General features: G+C 44.7%; 19 protein-coding genes. 11 read left to right on the top strand and 8 right to left on the bottom strand.

All coding sequences use genetic code 11. From position 1 onward, the window contains the following. From QW597_02340 to QW597_02330, 3 genes are all read right to left on the bottom strand, one after another. A partial coding sequence (locus QW597_02340) for a radical SAM protein (protein MEM0155428.1) occupies nucleotides 1-932 on the bottom strand: 932 nt, incomplete at its 3' end. Between the two features lie 327 nt (nucleotides 933-1259). Beyond that, a complete protein-coding gene (locus QW597_02335) occupies nucleotides 1260-2192 on the bottom strand; it encodes a hypothetical protein (protein MEM0155427.1) in 933 nt (310 codons plus the stop codon). A 96-nt stretch (nucleotides 2193-2288) separates the two neighbouring features. Then, the gene (locus QW597_02330; GenBank protein ID MEM0155426.1) at nucleotides 2289-3929 is read right to left on the bottom strand and encodes a formate--tetrahydrofolate ligase; all 1641 of its coding nucleotides are present in this window, start codon (nucleotides 3927-3929) and stop codon (nucleotides 2289-2291) included. 217 nt (nucleotides 3930-4146) lie between these two features. Between QW597_02330 and QW597_02325 the strand changes: the two genes are divergently transcribed. The 6 genes from QW597_02325 (at nucleotide 4147) to QW597_02300 (ending at nucleotide 10739) form a co-directional block, all read left to right on the top strand. Further along, nucleotides 4147-4728 carry a GNAT family N-acetyltransferase gene (locus tag QW597_02325; GenBank protein ID MEM0155425.1) on the top strand — a complete coding sequence of 194 codons (582 nt, stop codon included), beginning with the start codon at nucleotides 4147-4149 and terminating at the stop codon, nucleotides 4726-4728. Nucleotides 4729-4773: 45 nt separating this feature from the next. After that, nucleotides 4774-5745, top strand: a complete 972-nt coding sequence (locus QW597_02320) for a Gfo/Idh/MocA family oxidoreductase (GenBank protein ID MEM0155424.1) — start codon at nucleotides 4774-4776, stop codon at nucleotides 5743-5745. A 70-nt stretch (nucleotides 5746-5815) separates the two neighbouring features. Continuing rightward, nucleotides 5816-8164, top strand: coding sequence for a DNA polymerase domain-containing protein (locus QW597_02315; protein ID MEM0155423.1), 2349 nt, complete (start codon nucleotides 5816-5818; stop codon nucleotides 8162-8164). A 184-nt stretch (nucleotides 8165-8348) separates the two neighbouring features. Beyond that, on the top strand, nucleotides 8349-8648 hold the full coding sequence (locus tag QW597_02310) for a hypothetical protein (GenBank protein MEM0155422.1): 300 nt from the start codon (nucleotides 8349-8351) through the stop codon (nucleotides 8646-8648). 55 nt (nucleotides 8649-8703) lie between these two features. Continuing rightward, the gene (locus QW597_02305; GenBank protein ID MEM0155421.1) at nucleotides 8704-9846 is read left to right on the top strand and encodes an NAD(P)/FAD-dependent oxidoreductase; all 1143 of its coding nucleotides are present in this window, start codon (nucleotides 8704-8706) and stop codon (nucleotides 9844-9846) included. After that, a complete protein-coding gene (locus tag QW597_02300; GenBank protein ID MEM0155420.1) occupies nucleotides 9843-10739 on the top strand; it encodes a DMT family transporter in 897 nt (298 codons plus the stop codon). Before QW597_02305 ends, QW597_02300 begins: the two co-directional genes overlap by 4 nt. On the opposite strand, the gene tgtA is transcribed toward QW597_02300, so the two are convergent. Genes tgtA through QW597_02285 form a run of 3 tightly spaced genes read right to left on the bottom strand, consistent with a single transcriptional unit; the run spans nucleotide 10728 to nucleotide 14897 of the window. Beyond that, entirely contained in the window at nucleotides 10728-12626 is a 1899-nt protein-coding gene (gene tgtA / locus QW597_02295) for a tRNA guanosine(15) transglycosylase TgtA (protein MEM0155419.1), read from the bottom strand. The genes QW597_02300 and tgtA overlap by 12 nt on opposite strands. 59 nt (nucleotides 12627-12685) lie before the next feature. Next, entirely contained in the window at nucleotides 12686-14458 is a 1773-nt protein-coding gene (locus QW597_02290; protein ID MEM0155418.1) for a ribosome biogenesis/translation initiation ATPase RLI, read from the bottom strand. A 10-nt stretch (nucleotides 14459-14468) separates the two neighbouring features. After that, a complete protein-coding gene (locus QW597_02285; GenBank protein MEM0155417.1) occupies nucleotides 14469-14897 on the bottom strand; it encodes a DUF6015 family protein in 429 nt (142 codons plus the stop codon). 179 nt (nucleotides 14898-15076) lie between these two features. Here QW597_02285 and folP point away from each other — a divergent pair, with 179 nt between their 5' ends. After that, a complete protein-coding gene (gene folP / locus QW597_02280) occupies nucleotides 15077-16132 on the top strand; it encodes a dihydropteroate synthase (GenBank protein ID MEM0155416.1) in 1056 nt (351 codons plus the stop codon). Here the strand turns inward: folP and QW597_02275 are convergent. After that, complete coding sequence (locus QW597_02275) at nucleotides 16129-16554, bottom strand: Fur family transcriptional regulator (GenBank protein MEM0155415.1); 426 nt, start codon at nucleotides 16552-16554, stop codon at nucleotides 16129-16131. The two genes, folP and QW597_02275, sit on opposite strands and share 4 nt — an antisense overlap. A gap of 188 nt (nucleotides 16555-16742) precedes the next feature. After that, nucleotides 16743-18113 carry an aminopeptidase gene (locus tag QW597_02270; protein ID MEM0155414.1) on the bottom strand — a complete coding sequence of 457 codons (1371 nt, stop codon included), beginning with the start codon at nucleotides 18111-18113 and terminating at the stop codon, nucleotides 16743-16745. A 156-nt stretch (nucleotides 18114-18269) separates the two neighbouring features. Here QW597_02270 and hisS point away from each other — a divergent pair, with 156 nt between their 5' ends. The 4 genes from hisS (at nucleotide 18270) to guaA (ending at nucleotide 21239) form a co-directional block, all read left to right on the top strand. Further along, on the top strand, nucleotides 18270-19565 hold the full coding sequence (hisS, locus tag QW597_02265) for a histidine--tRNA ligase (protein MEM0155413.1): 1296 nt from the start codon (nucleotides 18270-18272) through the stop codon (nucleotides 19563-19565). 135 nt (nucleotides 19566-19700) lie between these two features. Then, nucleotides 19701-19934 carry an Lrp/AsnC ligand binding domain-containing protein gene (locus QW597_02260; protein MEM0155412.1) on the top strand — a complete coding sequence of 78 codons (234 nt, stop codon included), beginning with the start codon at nucleotides 19701-19703 and terminating at the stop codon, nucleotides 19932-19934. 53 nt (nucleotides 19935-19987) lie between these two features. Beyond that, a complete protein-coding gene (locus QW597_02255) occupies nucleotides 19988-20254 on the top strand; it encodes a hypothetical protein (protein ID MEM0155411.1) in 267 nt (88 codons plus the stop codon). A gap of 43 nt (nucleotides 20255-20297) precedes the next feature. After that, nucleotides 20298-21239 carry a glutamine-hydrolyzing GMP synthase gene (gene guaA / locus QW597_02250; protein ID MEM0155410.1) on the top strand — a complete coding sequence of 314 codons (942 nt, stop codon included), beginning with the start codon at nucleotides 20298-20300 and terminating at the stop codon, nucleotides 21237-21239. The last annotated feature ends 17 nt before the right edge of the window (nucleotides 21240-21256 follow it).

The raw sequence follows: 21256 nt of genomic DNA, 5'->3' as shown, positions 1-21256 counted from the left end.
TCTTCGTTCGGTTCGAACATGTTGCCGTGCTTGAAGCCGAATATTTCGTCGGAATGCAACCATGCATTGGTCTGTCCCGCTTTGACGTTAACTTCAATTTCCTTCACCATTTTCTCTACAGGATAGTATCTCAGAGGTCTCAGCGTGACCTCGCAGAAATCGCAGCCAACGCCGCATCCTCTCATGACCTCTACCATGCCCTTCATGGATGGTCCCACGATCTCTGGTATATCTTCCAGTTTCGGGTAAGCCTTCTGGGTTATTCCTCTGGCAAGAAACTTTGGATCGTTCTTGATCACCTTCCGGAAATGATCATCGTATGTCATGTATCCCTGATAGAACAGTGATGGATCGATGTTGCCGGACGATATCTGTTCAAACAGCGCGGGAGCTATGTCATCCATTTCGCCCTGAACGACGTAATCAAACTTGTATTTCTCTATCTCGTCTCTAAGGATCGTGAATTCCCATACACCGGGGCCGCCCACGACGAGTTTAGCCTTGGTTCCTTCTCTAGCCGCATTTATCCTTGAAATCAGGGTATCCCATTCGCGTCTCACCCAGGCCATAAGGTCTCCGCCGAATAGGGCAAAGTAGGACATCGTGGTCGGGCCGAGTCCCAGAGGATCCATGGTAGAGACGCCAATTATTTCCGTATCGTCCTTGATAAAATTGGACATATAATCCTCATGTGCAACAGCAACATCCTCCCTCCTGTATTTACGCAGCAGGGAGGCCTCAAGCTTCCTTATTGAATATTGAGAGTAGACCGCCTGACCGTCCGGATGTGCCGGCGGAGCTGGCCCCTTAAGGAACCTGTAAACTGGACCTGGAATTGTCTTGCTCGGTGCACATGGCAGGAAGTCCAGAAGCGGGAAGTTTCGGTATTCATAAGCGAGTGTAGTATCAGATATGAGCACGAACTTAGTCATCGTTTACCACAGAGTGTAAATGATCTACCCTTTTAAATATTTTCTGACGGTATTTGTCAAAATCAGTTATCTTTTCAGGGTTTACAAAAAGATAATTGAAGTGATATACATGTCATTTTACAGTAGAGCATTAATTTTAGCTGATCTTTAGAGATAGGGGATGTGTATAAAAAACACTCATGCTATTTAAAGTTCATTAAAAAATGGTTTACGAGTCACGATATAATTACGTAAACTGCGGAGGATGGCTACTAGATGAACACAAGAATTTTAGGCAACATTTGCCAAGGAATATTTTGCGATCTGAAAAAGTGGACAATCTCAGAGTTATTTCACAGAACCTAGGGTCACACAGTGATCCGAAAATTGTCTGATACCGGTGATGAATATCGCCCATTGTGGGAATTTGGTATCAACCTCGGAGACGATCCTCAGAAAAATCGGGGTGTAGGCAGAGGGGATGGCGAATTGCATCTCAAAGCTATTCCCATCGAACTGCTGAACGATTGAATATGTGGGTACCGTAACAGAAGCAGTCATGGATGTTATCGCCTCAAGTACAGGATTTTTTGTCTTCGCCTCGTAATACCTGTGTTCGTTGTAGTCATTATCCTCCGCTTCAGATATGGAAGAGGAGTTATAAACCGCGTCAATCGTGGATTTCGACAAATATCTCACCTCCCTGACCCATGGAACTGGAACGGGGTTCCTATCCACGGCTTTCTCGGCCTCAGGGGGAAGACTCGAAAGTGTCACGCAGTCAAGGTCTATAGCAGAGCTTATCTCCCTGAGGAAGAAGTCTCTGCCCTTGCTTTTGCCAAGATATAGTGGAAACGCACCGGTTTTTCGGATGGAAGCTTCTAGCAGGGCCTCTGAAACAGTGCTGGCAAATCTGTGGTTGAACCTTGTGTATATCTTCATCGTGCCACCGGACACAACTATGCCGTCAATGACACTTGACGGGATATCAGTTATCAGCGTGAAATTCTTAAGTGAAGCGTGTTCCCGGCTGCTAGTCTTTATTACCCACATAGCACCTATATCACTTGCATTGAATTTTTCCAGAAATATTCGCATATCCCTGGAATCCTGATATTTCTTCGATACCAAAAGGAGTAGATCAACAGAGTCGGGGGATAACGTGATGAGGCCAGGCATCTCAATCTTAAGCCCGCGCGACATACCAAATATGGGATAATCCCTGTTTACTTCTATTACACACTGCATATCCAAAATGCTGTCAGAACTATCGTTAAACAATTCATGTATGAAAAAATTTTCAAGATATAAATTTTTGTGTAGTCCACATAAAATACCGCGGACAACACCATTAATGAAAAAAATGGTATAGTTTTTTCAGAATAATCCAATTATATTGCCTGAATCATCAATGTCCACATTCTCGGCTGCAGGGTGTTCAGGCAGTCCAGGCATGGTCATGATTTCCCCCAACATCGGGACCAGGAAACCGGCACCAGATGAAATGTTTATAGATCCAACGTGAACCTTGAAATTCTCAGGACTGTTCAACAGCGTCGGATCATCAGACAGAGAGTACTGGGTCTTCGCCATGCATATGGGAAGTTTATCGAGCCCCAGTTTGGAAATCCTCTTCAGATCCCGGAGCGCCTCCTTGGAGAAGACCACGTCATCTGCGCCATAAACTTTAGTTGCGATCTTCACAATCTTGTCCCTTACGGGCTCGTCGAGTTCATAGGATCTGGTGATCCTTATGTTTTTATCTTCCAGCGCTTCAAGAACTGCGTTGGCAAGGTCCTTTCCACCTTCACTACCTTTCATGTATACCTCAGACAGCGCCCATCTTGCCTTCTCATTCTTCAGGAGCTTTTCCAGTATTGCTATCTCAGCGTCAGTGTCCGACTTGAACCGGTTAATGCTCACCACCGGGTTAAGACCGAAACGCCTGATCAGGTCGATGTGCCTCTTAAGGTTCTTAAAGCCGGTTTCAAGTGACTTAAGGTCTTCGACGTCCAGTTCTTTCGCACCTCCGTTGTGCTTTAGCGCTCTTATTGTAGCTACCAGCACAACAGCGTCGACAGGCAGGTTCGCCTGCCGGGAAACCAGATCAAAGAACTTTTCTGCCCCAAGATCGGCGCCAAATCCAGCTTCAGTAACAAGATAGTCTGAAAGTTTGAGCCCAATCTTGTCTCCAATTATACTGGAAGTCCCATGAGCTATATTTCCAAAGGGGCCGGTGTGGATGAGCGCAGGCGTGCCATCTCTTGTCTGGACAAGATTCGGCTTCAGGGCGTCCACCAGAAGTGAAGCCATTGCCCCTTCGGCTTTCAGATCCTTTGCGTACACCGGATTGAACTTGTTATCATAGGCTACAAGTATTCTCCCGAGTCTGTTCTTCAGGTCAGTGTATCCGGTGGAAAGCCCGAGGATCGCCATTATCTCCGATGCAGGAGTTATTACAAATTTATCCATGTTCAGAGATCCCGTTTCCTTATCCCCAACACCGACAATGATACTCCTCAATGATCTATCATTCATGTCGATTGTCCTTGGAAATACGATTCTCTTCTGGTCTATCCCAAGCTTGTTACCGTGGTGTATATGATTATTGATCATAGCGGACAGCAGGTTATGGGCCGCAGTAACTCCTGGGAAGTCACCGGTGAAGATAAGGTTGATTCTATCGCTCGGTTCAACGGTTGCCAGCCCACCTCCAGTTGCTCCACCCTTTATTCCAAAACACGGTCCCAGTGATGGTTCCCTGATTGCTATGAGTGTTCTTTTTCCCATTTTTCTCAGCGTTTGTCCCAGACCGATGGTAGTAGTGGTCTTCCCCTCACCAGCAGGTGTAGGATTTATTGCGGTTACCAATATCAGCTTACCATTCCCGGATGTTCTATCCAGCAAAGATAGTGAGAGTTTGGCAATATATTTCCCGTACATTTCATAGTCATCTTCGGTCAGGCCGAGATCTCGCGCAACGTCCTTTATTGACCTCAACTGTATCTTGTCGCTCATTTGGCTCACTTCTTGGGTATACAGAGATTCTAAATATTACTTTTCGATGAGATATTAGATTCGTTCCATACATTGAGTCAAGTTCTTTCAGGTTGGTGAGGACATAAAGCTAAGGATAGCAGGAATTGAAGATTGGTCCGTAATAAGCAAGATTTCAGCCGAATCGGGGTATGACGATTATATCAATTTAATTGGACCTTCGTACCTTGAAGACGGCATGATCGTTCTGTATGAAAGCGAGGAAGTCGATGGTTTTGGAAAGGTAAACTTCCTTGAGGACGGCGCGGCGTGGTTGGGCGGCCTTAGGGTGAAACCAGCGTCCAGGAGACTTGGTGTTGGCTCCGCAATCACGGATTACCTCATTGCTATGTCCATAACACATGGGTGTAAAATGGTGAGAATGCTCATAGAAGATAAGAATTTCAGGTCCTTGAATCTGGCAAGCAAGAAGGGATTCAGGCCACTCCGATCATTCAGATTTTATGAAGGTACGCCAGAAACCTCTACATGGGAACGCACATCATTCATCGCCAGCGACCTGGTTTGTGAGGGGTGGGCATATGTTCAGCTCAGCGAGAGGTACCACGGAACAGGAACATTTCTTATGTCTGGGGGAAATCTGGCCTATGTCTGGTCTGGGCACACAGTGCTGGTACAGATGATCAGGTCAGACAAGTCCCTTGCCATGAATGGTGATGGAATAACTTGTGTTCCGGCAGAGGATGCTGGGCGCCTTTCTAACAGACTGGTTCCAATGGAAGGCTTTAGTGCTGCTACAGTCTTTGGCAAACAACTTTAGATTATACGCCACAAACAATTAAAACGAATAATACCATGCGATAACATGGACTTTGGCATAGTTGGCCTCGGAAACCATTCTTTAAACAGGATAATGCCTGCGTTCAAGACAGCTGGGCTCTCGATAAGATCGGTTTATAGCTCGGACAAGGAAAAGGGAGGCAGGGTTGCTGCAGAGTACGGTGCGGAATATTTTAACGATTTGAAAAAGATGATGTCGTCTGATATCGATGGCGTTTACATAGGATCTCCCAATTTCCTTCATTTCCCCCAGGCGAAATTGGCTCTGGATTCTGGGAAGAACGTTCTGCTCGAGAAGCAGATGACGCTTAAAACAAGCGAGGCAGAAGAACTTATTTCAATAAGCGAGAAAAGCGGGCTTGCACTCGCAATAGGTTTTCATATGCGTTTCCATCCAGCCCTGAAGAAGATTATGGACATTGTCAGATCCGGTGATATCGGGGATCCTGTGTCAGTATCAGGCACATGGGGTGGCCAACCTTCTTCGCCACATTCCACGACTGACAGACAGTGGTGGGGGGAAGAAGACAAAGCTGGCGGTGGGTCAATTATGGGAACAGGGGTTCATGTCCTGGATAGCATACTTTACGTCCTAGGAAAACCGCCAGAGAGAGTCTTTTCCGTTAAGTTTCCCGCGAATACCCTGATTGACACAACTCAGCAAGTTGACATGATTTATACTGGCATGATCGCAACTGCCGTTTCGTCAAGAAAGACTAGAAAGCCAGATAACAGCCTATATGTTTCTGGAAGTGAGGGGACTGTATTCGGCAAAGACATCTTCGGAACCTCAATACTCGGGTCCCTTATTCTAAACGGTAAAGTCCTAGATACATACAGTGGCGGGTCACCCTACGAGGGTGAGCTGAGATCATTCGCGTCTCTCATAAATGGAAAGGAATCCAATATTGCCCTTGGACGTGATGGGGCAAATATCGTGAGGATTGTAACCGCTGCAAATGAATCTTCCTCCAGAGGAATATCGATAAGCCTTTAGTGCCTGCGTTGTAAACTGATGATCCCTCGAACCAGTATGATTAATATCCGGACCTGACATGTTGAAGCACATGAAGGTTAAATTCAGGATAGTTGCGTCCTCCTACAGACAGAGAGACGTTACCGTCGAGTTATTCGGTAGAACGGAAGACGGTAAATCAGTCACCGCCCTCTACTTCGGCTTCAAACCTTATTTTGATATAGTATCCCCTTCGGAAGATTTTATGGAATCGTTCAGGAAAAACCCAGAATATCTGGAAGAGAAGGATATAAAGCTCTGGCTTTACGGATCAGAACGCCCAGTAAAACGTGTATTCGTCAGGTCTCCATGGAAGGTACCGGAACTGAGGTCCCTCGCAAATACTGAAACCCTTTCATCCGATATTCCGTTTCATCATAGATTCATTTACGATCTCGATCTCGGAGCTACTGTCGAGGTTGATGGGAAAGAGCTGGCCGAAGAAAAGAATCGATACACCACGGATATGGTTGTTCGCATAGACAGTATTCATAATGCGGAGTCATTCAATCCACGACTGAAGGTACTGAGCTTTGATGTCGAGAACTCCATCCAGAGTGGCGAAATTTATGTCATAGGCTACGCAATTTCCATTGGGGACACAATTGAGAAAGGAGAGGTTTCTGGCGACGAAAGGGACCTGTTGCAGAAATTTGTCAGTCTGGTTTGCAGGGAAGACCCTGATGTACTGACTGGATACAACATAGATGGTTACGATCTCCCGCTCATCCAGGAAAGAATGGCGAAAAAAGGCGTGGATTTCAATATTGGGAGAGATTTCAGAAAGCCAAATAGGGTGAATAACCAGTACTGGAGATTGCACGGCAGGGTTATCAGCGATACGTGGTGGAACGTGAAGAAGATCCTCCACCCAAAACATGAGACCCTGAACTATGTCGCTTTGGAGTTGCTCGGTGAAGGCAAGGACAATATAAACAGGTTAAAGATAGAGGAGGAGTGGTCTAACCGAAGGCAGGAAGTGATAGACTACTGCATAAAGGATGCCTATCTTACTCTACAGATTTTCAGGCGTCTCAGGGTTATTGACCGGAACCTGTTCATGTCCACCGTTACAAAACTTCCACTGGATGATGTCACCAATGGCGGCACGAGCAATTATGTAGACTCAATTCTAATCAGAAGAGCGGACCGTGAGAATATAGGAGTTCCCATGACTTCTCACGATCTGAAAGAAAACCCGATTGAAGGCGGCTATGTGCACTCCATTGGTGCCGGGCTTTATGATAATGTAGTCGTGCTGGATTTCAAGAGCATGTATCCTTCTATGATCATGAAATACAACATTTGCTTCACAACCTTCGACCCAAATGGGACAATTGTTGCCCCAACAGGCGCTAGGTTTCTGGACCCCACAAAACGTGTTGGACTTGTACCTAGAATACTGAAAGACCTGATGAATGAAAGGGACAAGGTAAAGAGAGACATGAAGAAAGCCGGCACGCCTGAAGAAAGGAGTTATCTGGATGGCATACAGGGAGCGCTGAAAATTCTTATGAACACATTCTATGGGGTTCTGGCATCGTCCTTCTACAGGTTCACCAACCTTGAAATAGGTGGGGCAATCACAGCGTATGCCAGAGATACCATAACCGGGTTGATCGATCTTCTCAAGTCGGAGGGCAAAGTTGTAATTTATGGAGATACAGACAGTATATTCATAGAGTCTGGAGCAAAATCCCATGAGGAAGCAGTAAACATAGGGGAAGAGTTAAGCAGAAGACTTTCTAACAAGGAAGGGATTATAGTGGAGTTCGAAAAGGTACTGGACCCGTTCTTCTCTCACGGTGCAAAGAAAAGGTATGCCGGTAAGATTGTCTTTCCATATGATCAGAAGGATACTGTTCTCGTGAGGGGATATGAAGTCAGGAGGACGGATTCATTCGACCTTCAGAGCGAGGCGCTTTCAAAGGTATTCGATTTTGTATTGAATAAGGATATCAGCGGTGCCAGAGAATATGCTGACACCCTAGTTAAAAAGATATTATCAGGCGATCCTGAGATAGACATTGAGAATCTCGTCATTTCCAGGTCTGTCAGGAAGTTTGGAGACTATAAGGAAAACATGAACCTTGCCAATGTAAGAGTAGCCAAGAAACTTATGGAACGCGGCGAGACCTTCATACCGGGAATGAAAGTTTCATGGATAGTTACCAATAGCAAAAAGTCTCCCCAAGAAGTGGAGCCGTTCATTGACGGAGTCAAATTCGATGGCATCCCTGATTGGGCGTACTATGCTTCCAGGGTAAGGGAAACCCTAAACAGGGTGCTTGAGAGCCTCGGAGATGACCTTAAACTTCCGGATGAAGTGGATAAAGAGAGCAGGGTTGTGAACGCCAAAGATAGCCCAACAAACATGAAAACGCTTGATCAGTTCTTTTAGCTGGACAGCTGATCCGCCACCGAGTTACTTGTCAAGATTGATAATAGTGCTTGCAGGATAGATCAACGCATTGAAAACTACTGTTGGAAACTGTTTGGTACCCTCTTCTTGTCCCACGTTTATGGCCTACTGTTATTAAATAGAAAGCATTTTATATTGTCAGACATTCTATTATTGAAGAGACATGGCATACCCCACATTCCTTGAACCATTTAGTCAGGAACTGACCGTAATATTACTGTTCCTGGATGGTCTGTTCTTCGGTATTGCAATAAAGAAAGCCCTTACTTCTTTTATACTTATTGTGATCGGTCTCCTTATAGCTTATTTCATCGGTTTTTCGCTTGTGCCAAAAATATCTGTAACCAACCTGATTTCCCAAGTTGCAACTTATGCGTCCTCAGTGCACTTCGGAACATTTGTGGTGACGTTCTCTATATTGCTGTTCTTTATTGGTCTTGGGATAGGCATCTGGAAGGGTTAGCCTCGAACCGAACCCACCCTTGCAAGATTTTTATGCGAGAAATCGTTAGCTGGTAGTGCATGATGTCCTTATAGTTGGATCTGGACCGTCTGGTTCGTATCTGGCATATAGCCTTGCAAAACTGGGCTTTGATGTTGTAAACCTGGAGGAACACAGGGAAGTAGGGAGGCCAGTAGAATGTACGGGCCTGGTTTCGGAAAGAGTGTTCAAGTATGTTCGGACAAAAGCGAAGGTTAATTCTGTCAGCGGAGCACACATTATTTTCCCCAATGGAAAGGGTATTCATGTACAGAAAGCTGAAAAAACCGTTGTGATGGACAGGGATCAGTTCGACAAGGATGCGTCTGCAATGGCTATTGGAGCTGGTGCCGACGTTCGTATTAATTCCAGGGCCCTAAAGATAAAGGTAAGCGATCATGCGGCTTCGATCATATGCCGGGAAAACGGGAATATTCGGGAACTTGAAGGCAGGATAGTGGTGGGTGCAGATGGCGTAAACAGTATCGTCAGGAGAGATCTTGAATATGAATCCCCATCAAGGATTATATCCACTTACCAGGTAGATTCTGCAGCTCGAATGGAGGACCAAGACAGTGTAAACGTTTACATCGGTTCAAGATCGACCCATGGTTTTTTCGGTTGGGCAACACCTGCAGGGGAACTATCGAAGATAGGGGTTGGAACCTACCGGAAACCGGCACTTGAGCATTTCCAGTACATAAACAGGAAATTCGGAAGCGGAAAGATCCTTGGAATAAACGGAGGGGGTATTCCCATCACATACCTGAAAAGAACATATGGCAAGAGGAGTCTCCTTGTAGGTGATGCGGCTGGCATAGTAAAACCACTTTCCGGTGGAGGAATATTCACCGGGATAGTTTCTTCAAAGCATGCGTCAGAATCCATCAGGATTGCTCTTGAGTCTGAGGTCTTTGGAGATAATGCTCTGTCCTCATATCAAAAAGGCTGGAAACGCGAACTTGGGATGGAGCTGAAGTTCGATTCCCTTGCACAGAGATTCTTTTCAGGAATCCCGGACAGTGCCCTTGATAAAATATACGGAATACTATCATCTCCCGGCAACGTCGAGATCATAAACAAGACAGGTGATATCGATTTTCCGTCCAAAGTTATACTGTCAATACTTCTGAGAAATCCATCAATTTTAGCATATGTGCTTAAAAGGAACAGAGCATGAACTCAAGAGAAATTTCTTATCTCGGTCTCCTGCTGCTCGTGACATTCTTTTGGGGGCTGACCTTCCCCCTGATCAAAACAACGCTGCAGTATATTTCACCCCTGATCTTCTTATTCCTGAGATTTGGCCTCTCTACTCTGATCCTTTTACCTTTTCTCAGGAAGAAGAAAGGTATATTCGAACGTAAAAGCATTGCTTACGGGGTTACTGCAGGAACTCTCCTTTTCTTCGGGTACTACTTTCAGACTGTTGGGTTGGAGTATACGACTGCATCCAAATCGGGTCTTATAACAGGGATATATGTTGTTTTAATCCCACTTATGTCTTACCTTTACCTGAAGAGGAAAGTTTCCAGATACGACATAACTGCTTCCGTTATCGCTTTCTCTGGCCTTATACTCATGTCAAGCGGATCTATTACAAATTCCGGAGTTGAGCTGGGAGACATATTGACGCTGATTGGTGCGGTTGTCTACGCATTCCAGATCGCGTATCTGTCAAAACACAGTTCCGGTTTGGATACTGTTATCTTCACTTTCTATCAGCTTTTAATGGTATCTGTCCTTTCGCTGCTTTTCATACCGTCATATCCATCCCTTCAATTAGACCTGAACGCTTATGCCATTTTTACCATAGCATTCACGGCAATTTTCGCAGGAACGTTTGCCATGTTCGTGACGACGAAGGCACTTATATTCATTGAACCAACCGCCGCAGGCATAATATTTGTCGGTGAGCCCATTTTCGCGGCAATTGCATCTGTAATTATTGACAAAGAGCCCATAGGACCATACACGGTTATAGGAGGGACGATCATGGTATTCGCCATGTTCCTGACCACCATTGACAAATATGTCAAAGCGCGGAATTCTGGGAAGAACCTAGTTCTCTGACTTCTCTTTTCCGGAAATGCTGTGATGTATCTTTACCGCCACGCCCTTCCTGTAGTGCCCCATCTCCATACCAGAGACTGTGGATCTACCAACAGCCACAAATCGGCCCGCTTCATCGACCACTAAAGTCTCATTCAGGGGAATTATGTCCCTGTCCCATTCTTTGATAAATTTGAAGAATACATTGAAACCTTTTGCATTAAACTGCGCGCTCTCCGAATCAACCTGGACCCTGAATCTTGGAAATGGAGAAATCTCATTGATTATTCGACCACCTTCCACGTTCAGGGTGAGGAAACCGTCATGTGCCCGCATTGTAGCAATTATTTTATTGCCAATCATTATGTTTCGAATACGACCTGTGTTCCGCGACTTCACAATAACTACATCATCAGGAAACAGTTTTCTCCCTATTCCGGAAGAAAACTGAAGATCAGCAACAGCCCTAATCTTCTCAAGATCAAAATTCCTGACATCTTCTACACTGCGTCCTCCATCCCCCAGGTCTGAAATTTCCGATCTATTATTACGGGAACTGTAGTCAGGATACTCTCTCATTGCAGAGGTTATGACCTGCTCAATGGGAAAAGTTTCATTCAGCTCAAGTGGAATTGAGAGATTTTCCCATTTTATTACAAACGAGTGGCTCGTCTTATTGTACACGTTGGAGATAAAGGCGTTATCCATTCTGCCGGGTTTCCAGATCCCTTCCGGAACTTGTCGGCTTTCATGGCCTTTGTTTATTCTTTCCGAAAAACTCCGCATCCTCTCCAAAACAGGATGGGAATCTGAATATGAATCGAAATAGAAGAATGGGGACTTTTTGTACAACTCTTCGTATCTCGCCAGCTCTTTAGATCTTTCCAGTATCCTTCTGAACGCACTGAAGAGAAATGGATGTGACCGTGCTCTCGCTTCTACATATTGCCAAAGTGTCTGCTCAAAAATTCTTTCCCTGATTTCATATAACTCCATGAATATTGCAGCCAGATTGTGCTCCGCTATTGATCTGGATCTTTCCTCTTCCGTAGCTGCAATAAGCTCCTTAACAGTATATTTCCCGTTGAGAGGACTCCAGTAAGGAAAACCTGAAATGGCTGTTAGATCCCGTGTGCCATCAGAAAACAGGAGCCTGGAATCTCTGGCATATTTGATGTACGATGCTGAATCAAATATATCAACACCAAGTAGCACGGACATTGCCATGAACATCGGATGCCCTCCTCCAAAGAGGTGTATTGGCTTACCGAAATTGGCATTGGTCTTCGAGTCTATGATTATGTCCACCAATTGACGATAGTTATAGGATTCGAGGAGTGGCACCACGCCACCTATGGGTAGGTATGTAGCCTGGCTCGCTGACATCAGGGAGGCTGATTTTACTCTTAGGTCCGTGTATACAGACCCCTGTATTGTTCCGGCGAGCATGCCGCTATCTGATGCTTCGATCTCATTAATCCTGCGGTAGGTCTCATCAACAGCTTTTTCAGCTTCGCTGTGACTGTCTGATGGTTTCGAGAAGATGTCCAGAATAGTTGTGATATCACTGCCAATTTTTCTCTGAAACTCAACTATCTCCTGGTTTCCATATTCAATATCTCCATAAACATAACTCTGGAAAGTACCTGAATCCGTCATAATTGGTCCATCAAAATTCAGAAGGGAATGAATTCCACTCCTTTCGGCCTGAGTCCTGAGTCTTTCCGATCTCCTGATGATATAACTGTTGGTAATGATACTACTGACCCCGAACTTCTTCATTTCCTGAGGCGTTATTACGACTATATTGGGATTTACCACGGGCATGACCGTCGGCGTTTCAATTATGCCGTGAGCTGTTGACAACTTTGCGATCCTCGAAAGGCCATCCCTGTGAATTAGTTCCATTGTGTGGGATAATTTTTGAACTGTAATAAACAATTTCTAGGCAGATCTCTAGGGGATAATCAAGCCGAATAATAGTAATTCCCCGAATTCTTCTGCATCCTGTCCAGGCTGCTACCCTGCTTGTTGATCCTTGGTCTCTTTGTGACCTGGTCTCTTCTAAATGTTACCCCTGCGCTCTTCAGGAATATATTCATACCTGTGCGCATGTCGGTGGGGCCGAAAGATTCTCCGGCTTTCCCAGGAGTGCCTGTAAAAACGATAAGCTTGTCCGATATTAGATCAATAAAATACACATCATGGTCAACAACGAGAGCACTTTTCCTGTTATTTTCCATTACACGACGTATTATCTTGGCAGCAGCCATCCTGAACGCACTGTCTAGGTGAGCTGACGGTTCGTCCAGCAGATACAGATCAGCTTCCCGCGAAAGCGTGGTTGCAACTGCTACCCTCTGAAGCTCGCCACCGGATAAATCATTAACAACGGTATCCATGAGTTCATTTATCTGCATTGGAGCCAAGATTTCATTCATAATGAATGGAGACGAAAAGGCATCCTTTGAGATCGATAATATCAGTTCCCTGACTGTACCGGGAAAATCCATAGAGATATACTGCGGCTTATAGGCTACGGAAATTGTGCTGCTTACAGACCCTTTATCTGGCTTTATTATCCCCGCCAGCATCTTGACAAACGAAGTCTTTCCAAGGGCATTTCTGCCAAGAACACCTATTGTCTCACCGGACCTTATTGAACCGCCAGATACTTCAAGACTGAACTCGGAAAGGGCAACGGTGATGTCGGTCCATCCAACAAGTTCAATGCCGGTCTGTTCTGCTTTGTGAGATCTATCCTGGAACTTGATCTCGTAAGGCCGAATCCTTACGTTTTCCTCCCTCAAATATCCTGAGAGAAATGCGTTTATCGCCCTGTTGGTAGTCTTTTGCTCGGATATGACCCCGTATGCCCCTGGTGAACCGTAGACAAGATGAACAGTATCTGCCATCCAGTCCATAAGAGCAAGATCGTGTTCCACGATCATCACAGTTTTCTTTTCGGACATCTCTTTAACTATGGAAGATACTCTCATCCTGTCATTCACGTCAAGGTAGGATGACATTTCGTCAAAGAGGTATACATCGCCATCTTTCAGTAGGGAAGTAGCTATGGCTAATTTTTGCAGTTCACCACCGGAACATGAGGAAACATCCTTGTTCAGCGATGAGATCATATCGAGACTCTGTATCACGTCCTGTAGCTTTCCGTCCGTATCCGACCTCTTCAGTATTTCTCCAATCGTCCCCTTGATAACTCTGGGTATGAGATCAACATGCTGATCTTTCAGGACTACCCTGGTCTTTCCGGAATAGAGATCCTTGAAATAAGCACCCATGAGACTACCGGTGTAGTGCTCTATTACCTTCTCCTTAGAAGCGTCGTTGGAATAATCACCAAAATTAGGTACGGTCAAGCCCGCGAGAATCTTAAGCGTGGTCGTTTTCCCCATACCATTCTGTCCTAACAGAGCTGTTACTTTACCCCTTGATAGCGTCGGCATTGAGTAAATCCGGAAGCCATTTACCCCATACTGGTGTACCGTATCCCTGTTAAGTTCGTCAGGTACCGTAATGATCTTAATGGCACCGAATGGGCACCGCTTTGGACAGATTCCGCATCCGATGCATAGACTTTCTGTAATTACAGGTTGACCCTCAGGGTTAGGAAAGTCTATGGTCATGATGCCGCTTCTTACTGGCGGGCAATAGTACTGGCACTCATGGTTACACTTCTTAGGGTGACATTTCTCCTCATCTAGAATCGCTATATGCAAATTCCAACACCTAATTTGGTTTCCAGTACTCGTCTGGTATTTCGCTGTAAATTTGAAAAGTTGTGTCCTGCGGCAAAGCTGTCTCAAAAACCTTCATTTCTGACAGCTCGATAATCCGCGGAACGTTAAGTATCCAGTAGTGTATTCTCCACTCTCTGCCGTCGTATAGAGTGGTTTCCTCTCGCTCTGTCTGCAATACGCCAATATCTTCCATGGTGTAGAATGCGTCCCTGTCTTCCGGCTCGAGCATATTGTCAATAACACGGTCATTGTATCCGAAGAAGTTTATGAGGTGCTCTGCAGCTTCCACCGATTCCTCGTGACTCATTCTCCTGTTCTGTAGACTGAGCCCTTTGCTTATTGCATCAGCTAACTCATCTAAATTGGTGAAATTTCTTCGTGGTTTGGCAGCTGTTGCAACTTCACTCTTATCCTTCATTCTATCCTCTTCAGATGAATTTTATGCGTCTTACCATATTGAATCAGCGTTAATAAGTTTATCTTAGAATAATCAGGTAATACCGACTTTTCTGAGGAATACGATTTCAAAACCGTATTCCAGTTATTTTGAGGATAATTTAAGAACACTTTTTATCATTGTAGCAATGACAGTTGCGAATGGTAGTTCTGGCCGTATTTCCCGCGAGAAACAGAATCCTCAAGGGAAACAATGATTCCCGGATAGCGGTAGAGGTCATAAGTGACGGAAAAGCGGATCTGGAACAAGTGGAAAACCTCAGACCAGTGATCCCGGAATGGGATCATATAAAACATGCCTGCGGTTATGTAACCACTGGCGATCTCGGTTATCTTCTTTCGCAGATTCCAGGCTTCAATGAGTGTTCGCCCATCCTGGCGCAAAAAATGTTTGAGAAGAGACTCGGACGCCGGAAAATTCCTCGTATCATGGGAATAATAAACGTAACACCAGATTCATTCTATTCTGGATCAAGGGTCGAAAACACAGATAGCAGAAAAATTGATTCTATCATTGAAGAGAAACCGGACATCATAGACATAGGTGGAGAGAGTACGAGACCCGGCAGTCATATGGTTTCTGCGGACGTGGAGATCTCCAGAATTCTGCCGGTGATAAAACATGTATCTGAGACCACAAACATCCCTATTTCCGTCGACACAATGAAACCTGAGGTACTCGAAAAGGTTATCGGATATAATGTGAAGTATGCAAACGATATCAGCGGACTCGGAAACTTTGAAATGGCAAGACTTGCCGCAGAACATGATCTGCATTACATCCTTATGCACATTAGGGGGACGCCACAGACAATGCAGACCCTCGCTGAATACAATGATCCGGTGGCAGAGGTAATGATGTTTTTCTTTGAAAAGGTCGGGACACTGACAGAACATGGCCTAAAACTTCAGAACCTGATCGTGGATCCGGGCATTGGCTTTGCAAAAAACTTTGATTCGAATCTGGAAATAGTAAGGTCAGCATCTTCCATAAACATGGGGTTGGCAGTGCTGTTTGGCACCTCAAGAAAAAGCTTTTTTGGAAAAATACTTAACACAACGCCAGAAAAGCGGCTTAATGGAACAATAGCTTCTTCAATCTACCTCATGGACAGGGGCGTTGATATATTGAGGCTCCACGACATAAACAGCAATCGCGAAGCCCTGTTAACTTACAATGAGATCAGCGAGGACTAGTGGTTCAGAGATTGTTTTCTTGAACATTCGAGACATAGCCCTGACATGATAAGCGTCGCACTGTCAATCCTTCTTTCTGACAGCAGTTCCGAGGTCTTTATGCTCTGAGGATCAAGCTGGATATCTTCTATCTTCCCGCAGGACCTGCAAACCAGGTTTCCATGAAATTCAAGATTTGTTTCGAACCATGTCTGCCCGTCCGCTTCAAAAGACGTGATTGCTCCAGAATTTTTCAAGACCCTAAGCACATTGTAAACCGTCGCTTGCGTTATAGTGGTCTCTACCTTTTTGACACTGCGATATACATCCTCTGCCGTAAAATGACCCGGCTGTCTGTTAAGGTAGTCAATTACTCCAATCCTCTGCGGGGTAATCTTATACTTAGATTTCTTCAGTGATTGGATATATTCTTCTTTCTTCATCTTTAAAGTATTTTTGCAAACTTAATAAGGTTTATCACTTAATAGTAAGGTGCGATTGAACATGTTCAGTCACTTTTCTTCCAGGGAACCGCTATTTTCTAGTAAAGCATAAAATTTATAATATTCTGAAATTGCGTTACCTGGTAGAGTCGATTCATAATTCACTGCCTCTGCGTGACTTTTTATATCTATTCCTCTGTTATGAAAGCAAGATACGCAAGGTAACTCTGGTAAAGGTCTGCTTTATTCACAAGTTCGTATGGCGAATGCATACCTAGCACCGGCGGACCAGCATCAATAACGGGAATCCCGTACCTTGCAATATCCTGAGCTACGGTGCCCCCACCACCCTCATCTACCTTCCCCATTGTCCCAAACTGATATTTGACTTCTTTTTCAGAAAGAATTCTCCTGATATGGGCTACATACTCAGCGGATGCCTCGGAGCCTGAATACTTTCCTCCATATCCACTGTATTTAGCCAGAACAATGCCTTTACCCATTCTGGCCGCATTGTGCTCATCATGAACGTCCTTGAAACTTGGATCCATAGCGGAATCAACGTCAGCGCTTATTGCCATGCTGTTCCTGAGGACATTGTAATAATCAGCCATACTGTAAGCCGGCTCGACTTTCCTGAGCACAGAATGAATGAATGACTCAAGCATATTGCTCATGGATCCTGATATCCCAAAACCTCCAATTTCCTCTTTGTCATAGAAGATCACAATTGTGCTGTATCTTGAGCCGCTGTTCTCAAGTAAAGCTCTGAAGGTTGTGAAAACTGATGCCCTATCATCGTGTCCGTAACCCGCAATCAATGAGTTATCGAATCCACTGTATCTCGGCCCATATGCTGGCACAAGACTGAGATCAGATGACGTGAAATCTTCTTCCTTGATCCCGTATTTCTGTTTGAGAATTGCCAGAACATTGGATTTAACAGGATCCTTCTCACTCTTGTCTGGAACCGTACCGACTATCAGATTCATTTCTTCCCCAGCTATGGCGTCTTCCAATTCTTTCTTGAATTGTTTCTTCGCAAGATGGGGGAGGAGGTCGGGGATCACAAATACCGCCTCGGAGCGTTTTTCTCCTAAATTGAAATTAATGACCTCTCCGGAAATCAAAACCACCCTACCATGAATCGCTAGGGGAACATCCATCCACTGGTATTTCTTCAGCCCGCCGTAATATTGTGTCTTCATAAGGGCAATGCTCGTGTCGGAATCTTCGTAAAGAGGCTTTGGCTTAAGGTCAATCCTGGGCGAATCAATGTGAGATGCTAATATCCTGAATCCGTCATGAAATACGTCTTTTCCCATTACACCGGCTATAAGAACCCTGTTCCCGAATTCCTTTAAAAAGAAGGAGCCATAGGGAAGCGTGGTGTATTCATCAAGACTCTTGTATCTGAATGCTTTGAGTTTTTCCTTAATGTATGAGACAACTTCGGTTTCAATTTTGCAGCTACCGATAAAGTCAATGTATGAATCAGAAAATCCTTCGATTTTCTGCTCTAGACTTATCTTGTTGTTGTCTTCCTCATCCAGAAGCATGGCAACAATAAATTTTCTAGCGGCGTATTAATATTTCTCAGCACATAACTATGTAAGATCTATTATCTATGAGTGTTACAACTTCACTTTCCGGGAACATGCAGGGAATAAGGTGCATCATCTAGGCTTAATAATGACATAAACATGTGGAAAACGATGAAATTCGAGAGAGTGAGGGGATTTAGGGATCACTATCCTGAAGACATGATGCCAAGAAAGAGAATTTTTTCGGCTGCTGAAGAAAGTGCGGAAGCTCTTGGATTCAGAAGGGTGGATTTCCCGAGCCTAGAATATCTCGACCTTTACCGTCTTAAGTCGGGTGATGAACTTGTTGGGCAGACATTTTCCTTCACAGACAAGGGTGGTAGGGAGGTAACCATGATCCCAGAGGCAACTCCCTCGATTGTAAGGATGATAACCGCGAGGAAGGACCTCGTTAAGCCAATAAGATGGTACAGTATTCCAAAGATATTCAGGTATGAGGAACCCCAGTCTGGAAGGTACCGGGAGCACTATCAGTTTAACGCTGATATTTTCGGAGTAGATTCCCCGGAAGCGGATGCTGAGATCATCGGCCTCGCAGGCACCATTCTGGATAAACTCGGCCTGGAGAGAAGATACGAAATCAGAGTTAGCAGCAGACCTTTGCTTGAAAGGATACTTCAGTCACTTGAATGCAGAGATACAAAAAGTGCCTTTACAGTCATAGACAGGTTCAGGAAAATTACTGAAGAAGAATTCAAATCAGAGATATCTGGCACGGGAATGAACCAGAAAAACATACAGACCCTTTTTGATCTTATTTCTGGAACACTTGCCCCAAAGAATCTGGAAACAAGAATTGTAGATACTTTAAATATAAATTTACCAGATGAAATAAGGCGTATACTCTTTGTCACTGAACTGGCCAGCAGCATGATAAATTCAGCGATCAAGATCGACCTGTCGATCGTAAGGGGACTTGCATACTATACTGGAATTGTCTTCGAAGCTTATGACATAACTGGAAAACACAGGGCTATTCTCGGTGGCGGGAGATACGATGGACTGGCCGCTCTCATGTCCGACCAGGACATACCTGCGGTTGGATTTGGCATGGGGGATGCGGTCATTGAAATTCTGATGAAAGAGGAGGGAAAATGGTTGTATTCCCCTGATAAACCTCTATTCTATGTGTCCTGTGCCTCAACTGGATCCAGAAAGTACGCATTTGCAATCGCTAAAAGAATCAGGGATGCTGGTGCCATTACAATTGACGATCTTTCAGGAAGAGGGTTATCGGCTCAACTCAGGAACGCAGCTGCAGAGAAATGTAAATTTGCAGCAATTGTTGGCGAAAGAGAGGAGAACTCAAACACAGTGACGTTCAGGGACCTTGAATCTGGGGAACAAAAGGAGATTAATGTTTCCGAACTTGATGATTATATAGAGGGAATAAGACATAAAGTCTGAGTGAGGCACACCGTAATTGCATCCAACACTGACCTCCTGATATTCATGGCGTGCAATAATTTTCCCTAACTGGTAATATGTGTTGAAAATGACGAAAGATTATTAAACGTCCTGAAGCTTAGAGTCTGGGTTAAGATGTCTATAGCTTTTGTTCTGATCAGCACAGTTCCGGGTAAGGAGCACGAAGTCTATAACAAGATAGCCAAGATTAACTATGTTGTGGAAATTCACCCGCTTTTCGGTGAATATGATCTCATAGTGAAGATCGATGCAAAGGATTACAGTGAACTTGGTAAGATCGTTGTGGACCAGATAAGGACTATAGAAGGTGTTATCGATACTAAAACTCTGACCGGAATCAAGATCTGAGGTGTTTATATTTGACTAGTTTAATTCTCGATTTGCAAAGCTTTGTGTTAGTGATGTTGGGTTTAATGGCAGTGGCGCTCTTCGTGCTCGGGATACTTACTGCCTACTTCGGTAGCGGTAAAAGTAGGACTGTTGGCGCGATTCTACTGGTCTTGGGCATTGTCGTTGGAGCGATAGATGTATTCGTGATTGACCATATGTTCTTCAACCTTGATTTCGTTCGGGAAATTATATACCCTGCTGTCTTTTACCTCGTAGCTGCAGTTGTCGGGGCTGTGATAGGACTGCTCATCTTCCTCGGCGCAATAATGAAGACCTGAACTTTACAACATATTTTTACCTCATTTGTATTGTCCACTCAAGATGACGTTTGATTCTCGTGTTTTTGTGGAATCTGCGAAGAGACAGATTCAAGGTGAGCTTGTTGGAAAAGGCATCCTTGCCTGTTCTGGAGGACAAGACAGTACACTTCTAGCGGTGATCGCGAATCAGGCAGCGGGAGACAGGATCCATTTTGTCTTTATTGACACGGGGCTACTCAGGGAAGGAGAGGCCCAGGCAGTGAAAAAGACCTTCGCTAACTTCTCCATAAAACTTAAAGTTATAGACGCCTCCGAGGAATTTCTATCGGTTCTGAAAGGCATAACAGATCCTGAAAAGAAGAGAAAGATCGTTGGGAGCAAATTCATTGAAATCTTCGAACGTGTCGCCAGAGAACATGGAGCGGATACCTTGCTCCAGGGTACCATTGCTCCGGACTGGATTGAAAGTGGCGGACACCTGAGAGATGTGATCAAGAGCCATCATAATGTCGGCGGACTTCCAGAAAAGATGAACCTAAAGTTGCTGGAGCCGCTCCGGGATCTCTACAAAGACGAAGTAAGGGAAGTTTCCAAATTTCTCGGTATACCGCGGATTGTCCAGCCGTTTCCTGGACCAGGGCTGAGTGTACGAATAATCGGCGAGGTAACTGCTGAGAAACTAGAATTGTTGAGAAAAATCACGAAAATAGTGGAAAATTCAATAGAAAAGTGGTATGCGGATAGAGAGGATATGCCATGGCAGTTTTTTGCAGTCCTGCTTCCCGTAAGGACTACCGGAGTACATGGTGATAAGAGAACTTATGGATATACCGTGGCAATAAGGGCAATAGATACCATGGATGCAATGTCAGGTACATTCACGAGGTTACCCTACGATGTCCTCGATTCAATGTCAACTTCCATTACCAATGAAGTTAAGGATATCAATAGAGTTGTATATGACATAACCAACAAACCACCCGGAACCATAGAATGGGAGTAATGCCATTGAGAACTGCT

The sequence above is a fragment of the Thermoplasmataceae archaeon genome, from assembly GCA_038729425.1.
GTDB lineage: Archaea > Thermoplasmatota > Thermoplasmata > Thermoplasmatales > Thermoplasmataceae > B-DKE.
Note: the sequence above shows the minus strand (reverse complement) of the source record. Positions and strands in the feature narration are given on the sequence as shown.

What these genes read in the sequence shown, in the direction of transcription:
- QW597_02330 (MEM0155426.1), bottom strand. Translation starts at nt 3,929, where the DNA reads ATGAGCGACAAGATACAGTTGAGGTCAATAAAGGACGTTGCGCGAGAT.
- QW597_02325 (MEM0155425.1), top strand. Translation starts at nt 4,147, where the DNA reads ATGATCGTTCTGTATGAAAGCGAGGAAGTCGATGGTTTTGGAAAGGTA.
- QW597_02320 (MEM0155424.1), top strand. Translation starts at nt 4,774, where the DNA reads ATGGACTTTGGCATAGTTGGCCTCGGAAACCATTCTTTAAACAGGATA.
- QW597_02315 (MEM0155423.1), top strand. Translation starts at nt 5,816, where the DNA reads ATGAAGGTTAAATTCAGGATAGTTGCGTCCTCCTACAGACAGAGAGAC.
- QW597_02310 (MEM0155422.1), top strand. Translation starts at nt 8,349, where the DNA reads ATGGCATACCCCACATTCCTTGAACCATTTAGTCAGGAACTGACCGTA.
- QW597_02300 (MEM0155420.1), top strand. Translation starts at nt 9,843, where the DNA reads ATGAACTCAAGAGAAATTTCTTATCTCGGTCTCCTGCTGCTCGTGACA.
- tgtA (MEM0155419.1), bottom strand. Translation starts at nt 12,626, where the DNA reads ATGGAACTAATTCACAGGGATGGCCTTTCGAGGATCGCAAAGTTGTCA.
- QW597_02285 (MEM0155417.1), bottom strand. Translation starts at nt 14,897, where the DNA reads ATGAAGGATAAGAGTGAAGTTGCAACAGCTGCCAAACCACGAAGAAAT.
- folP (MEM0155416.1), top strand. Translation starts at nt 15,077, where the DNA reads ATGGTAGTTCTGGCCGTATTTCCCGCGAGAAACAGAATCCTCAAGGGA.
- QW597_02275 (MEM0155415.1), bottom strand. Translation starts at nt 16,554, where the DNA reads ATGAAGAAAGAAGAATATATCCAATCACTGAAGAAATCTAAGTATAAG.
- QW597_02270 (MEM0155414.1), bottom strand. Translation starts at nt 18,113, where the DNA reads ATGCTTCTGGATGAGGAAGACAACAACAAGATAAGTCTAGAGCAGAAA.
- hisS (MEM0155413.1), top strand. Translation starts at nt 18,270, where the DNA reads ATGAAATTCGAGAGAGTGAGGGGATTTAGGGATCACTATCCTGAAGAC.
- QW597_02260 (MEM0155412.1), top strand. Translation starts at nt 19,701, where the DNA reads ATGTCTATAGCTTTTGTTCTGATCAGCACAGTTCCGGGTAAGGAGCAC.
- QW597_02255 (MEM0155411.1), top strand. Translation starts at nt 19,988, where the DNA reads ATGTTGGGTTTAATGGCAGTGGCGCTCTTCGTGCTCGGGATACTTACT.
- guaA (MEM0155410.1), top strand. Translation starts at nt 20,298, where the DNA reads ATGACGTTTGATTCTCGTGTTTTTGTGGAATCTGCGAAGAGACAGATT.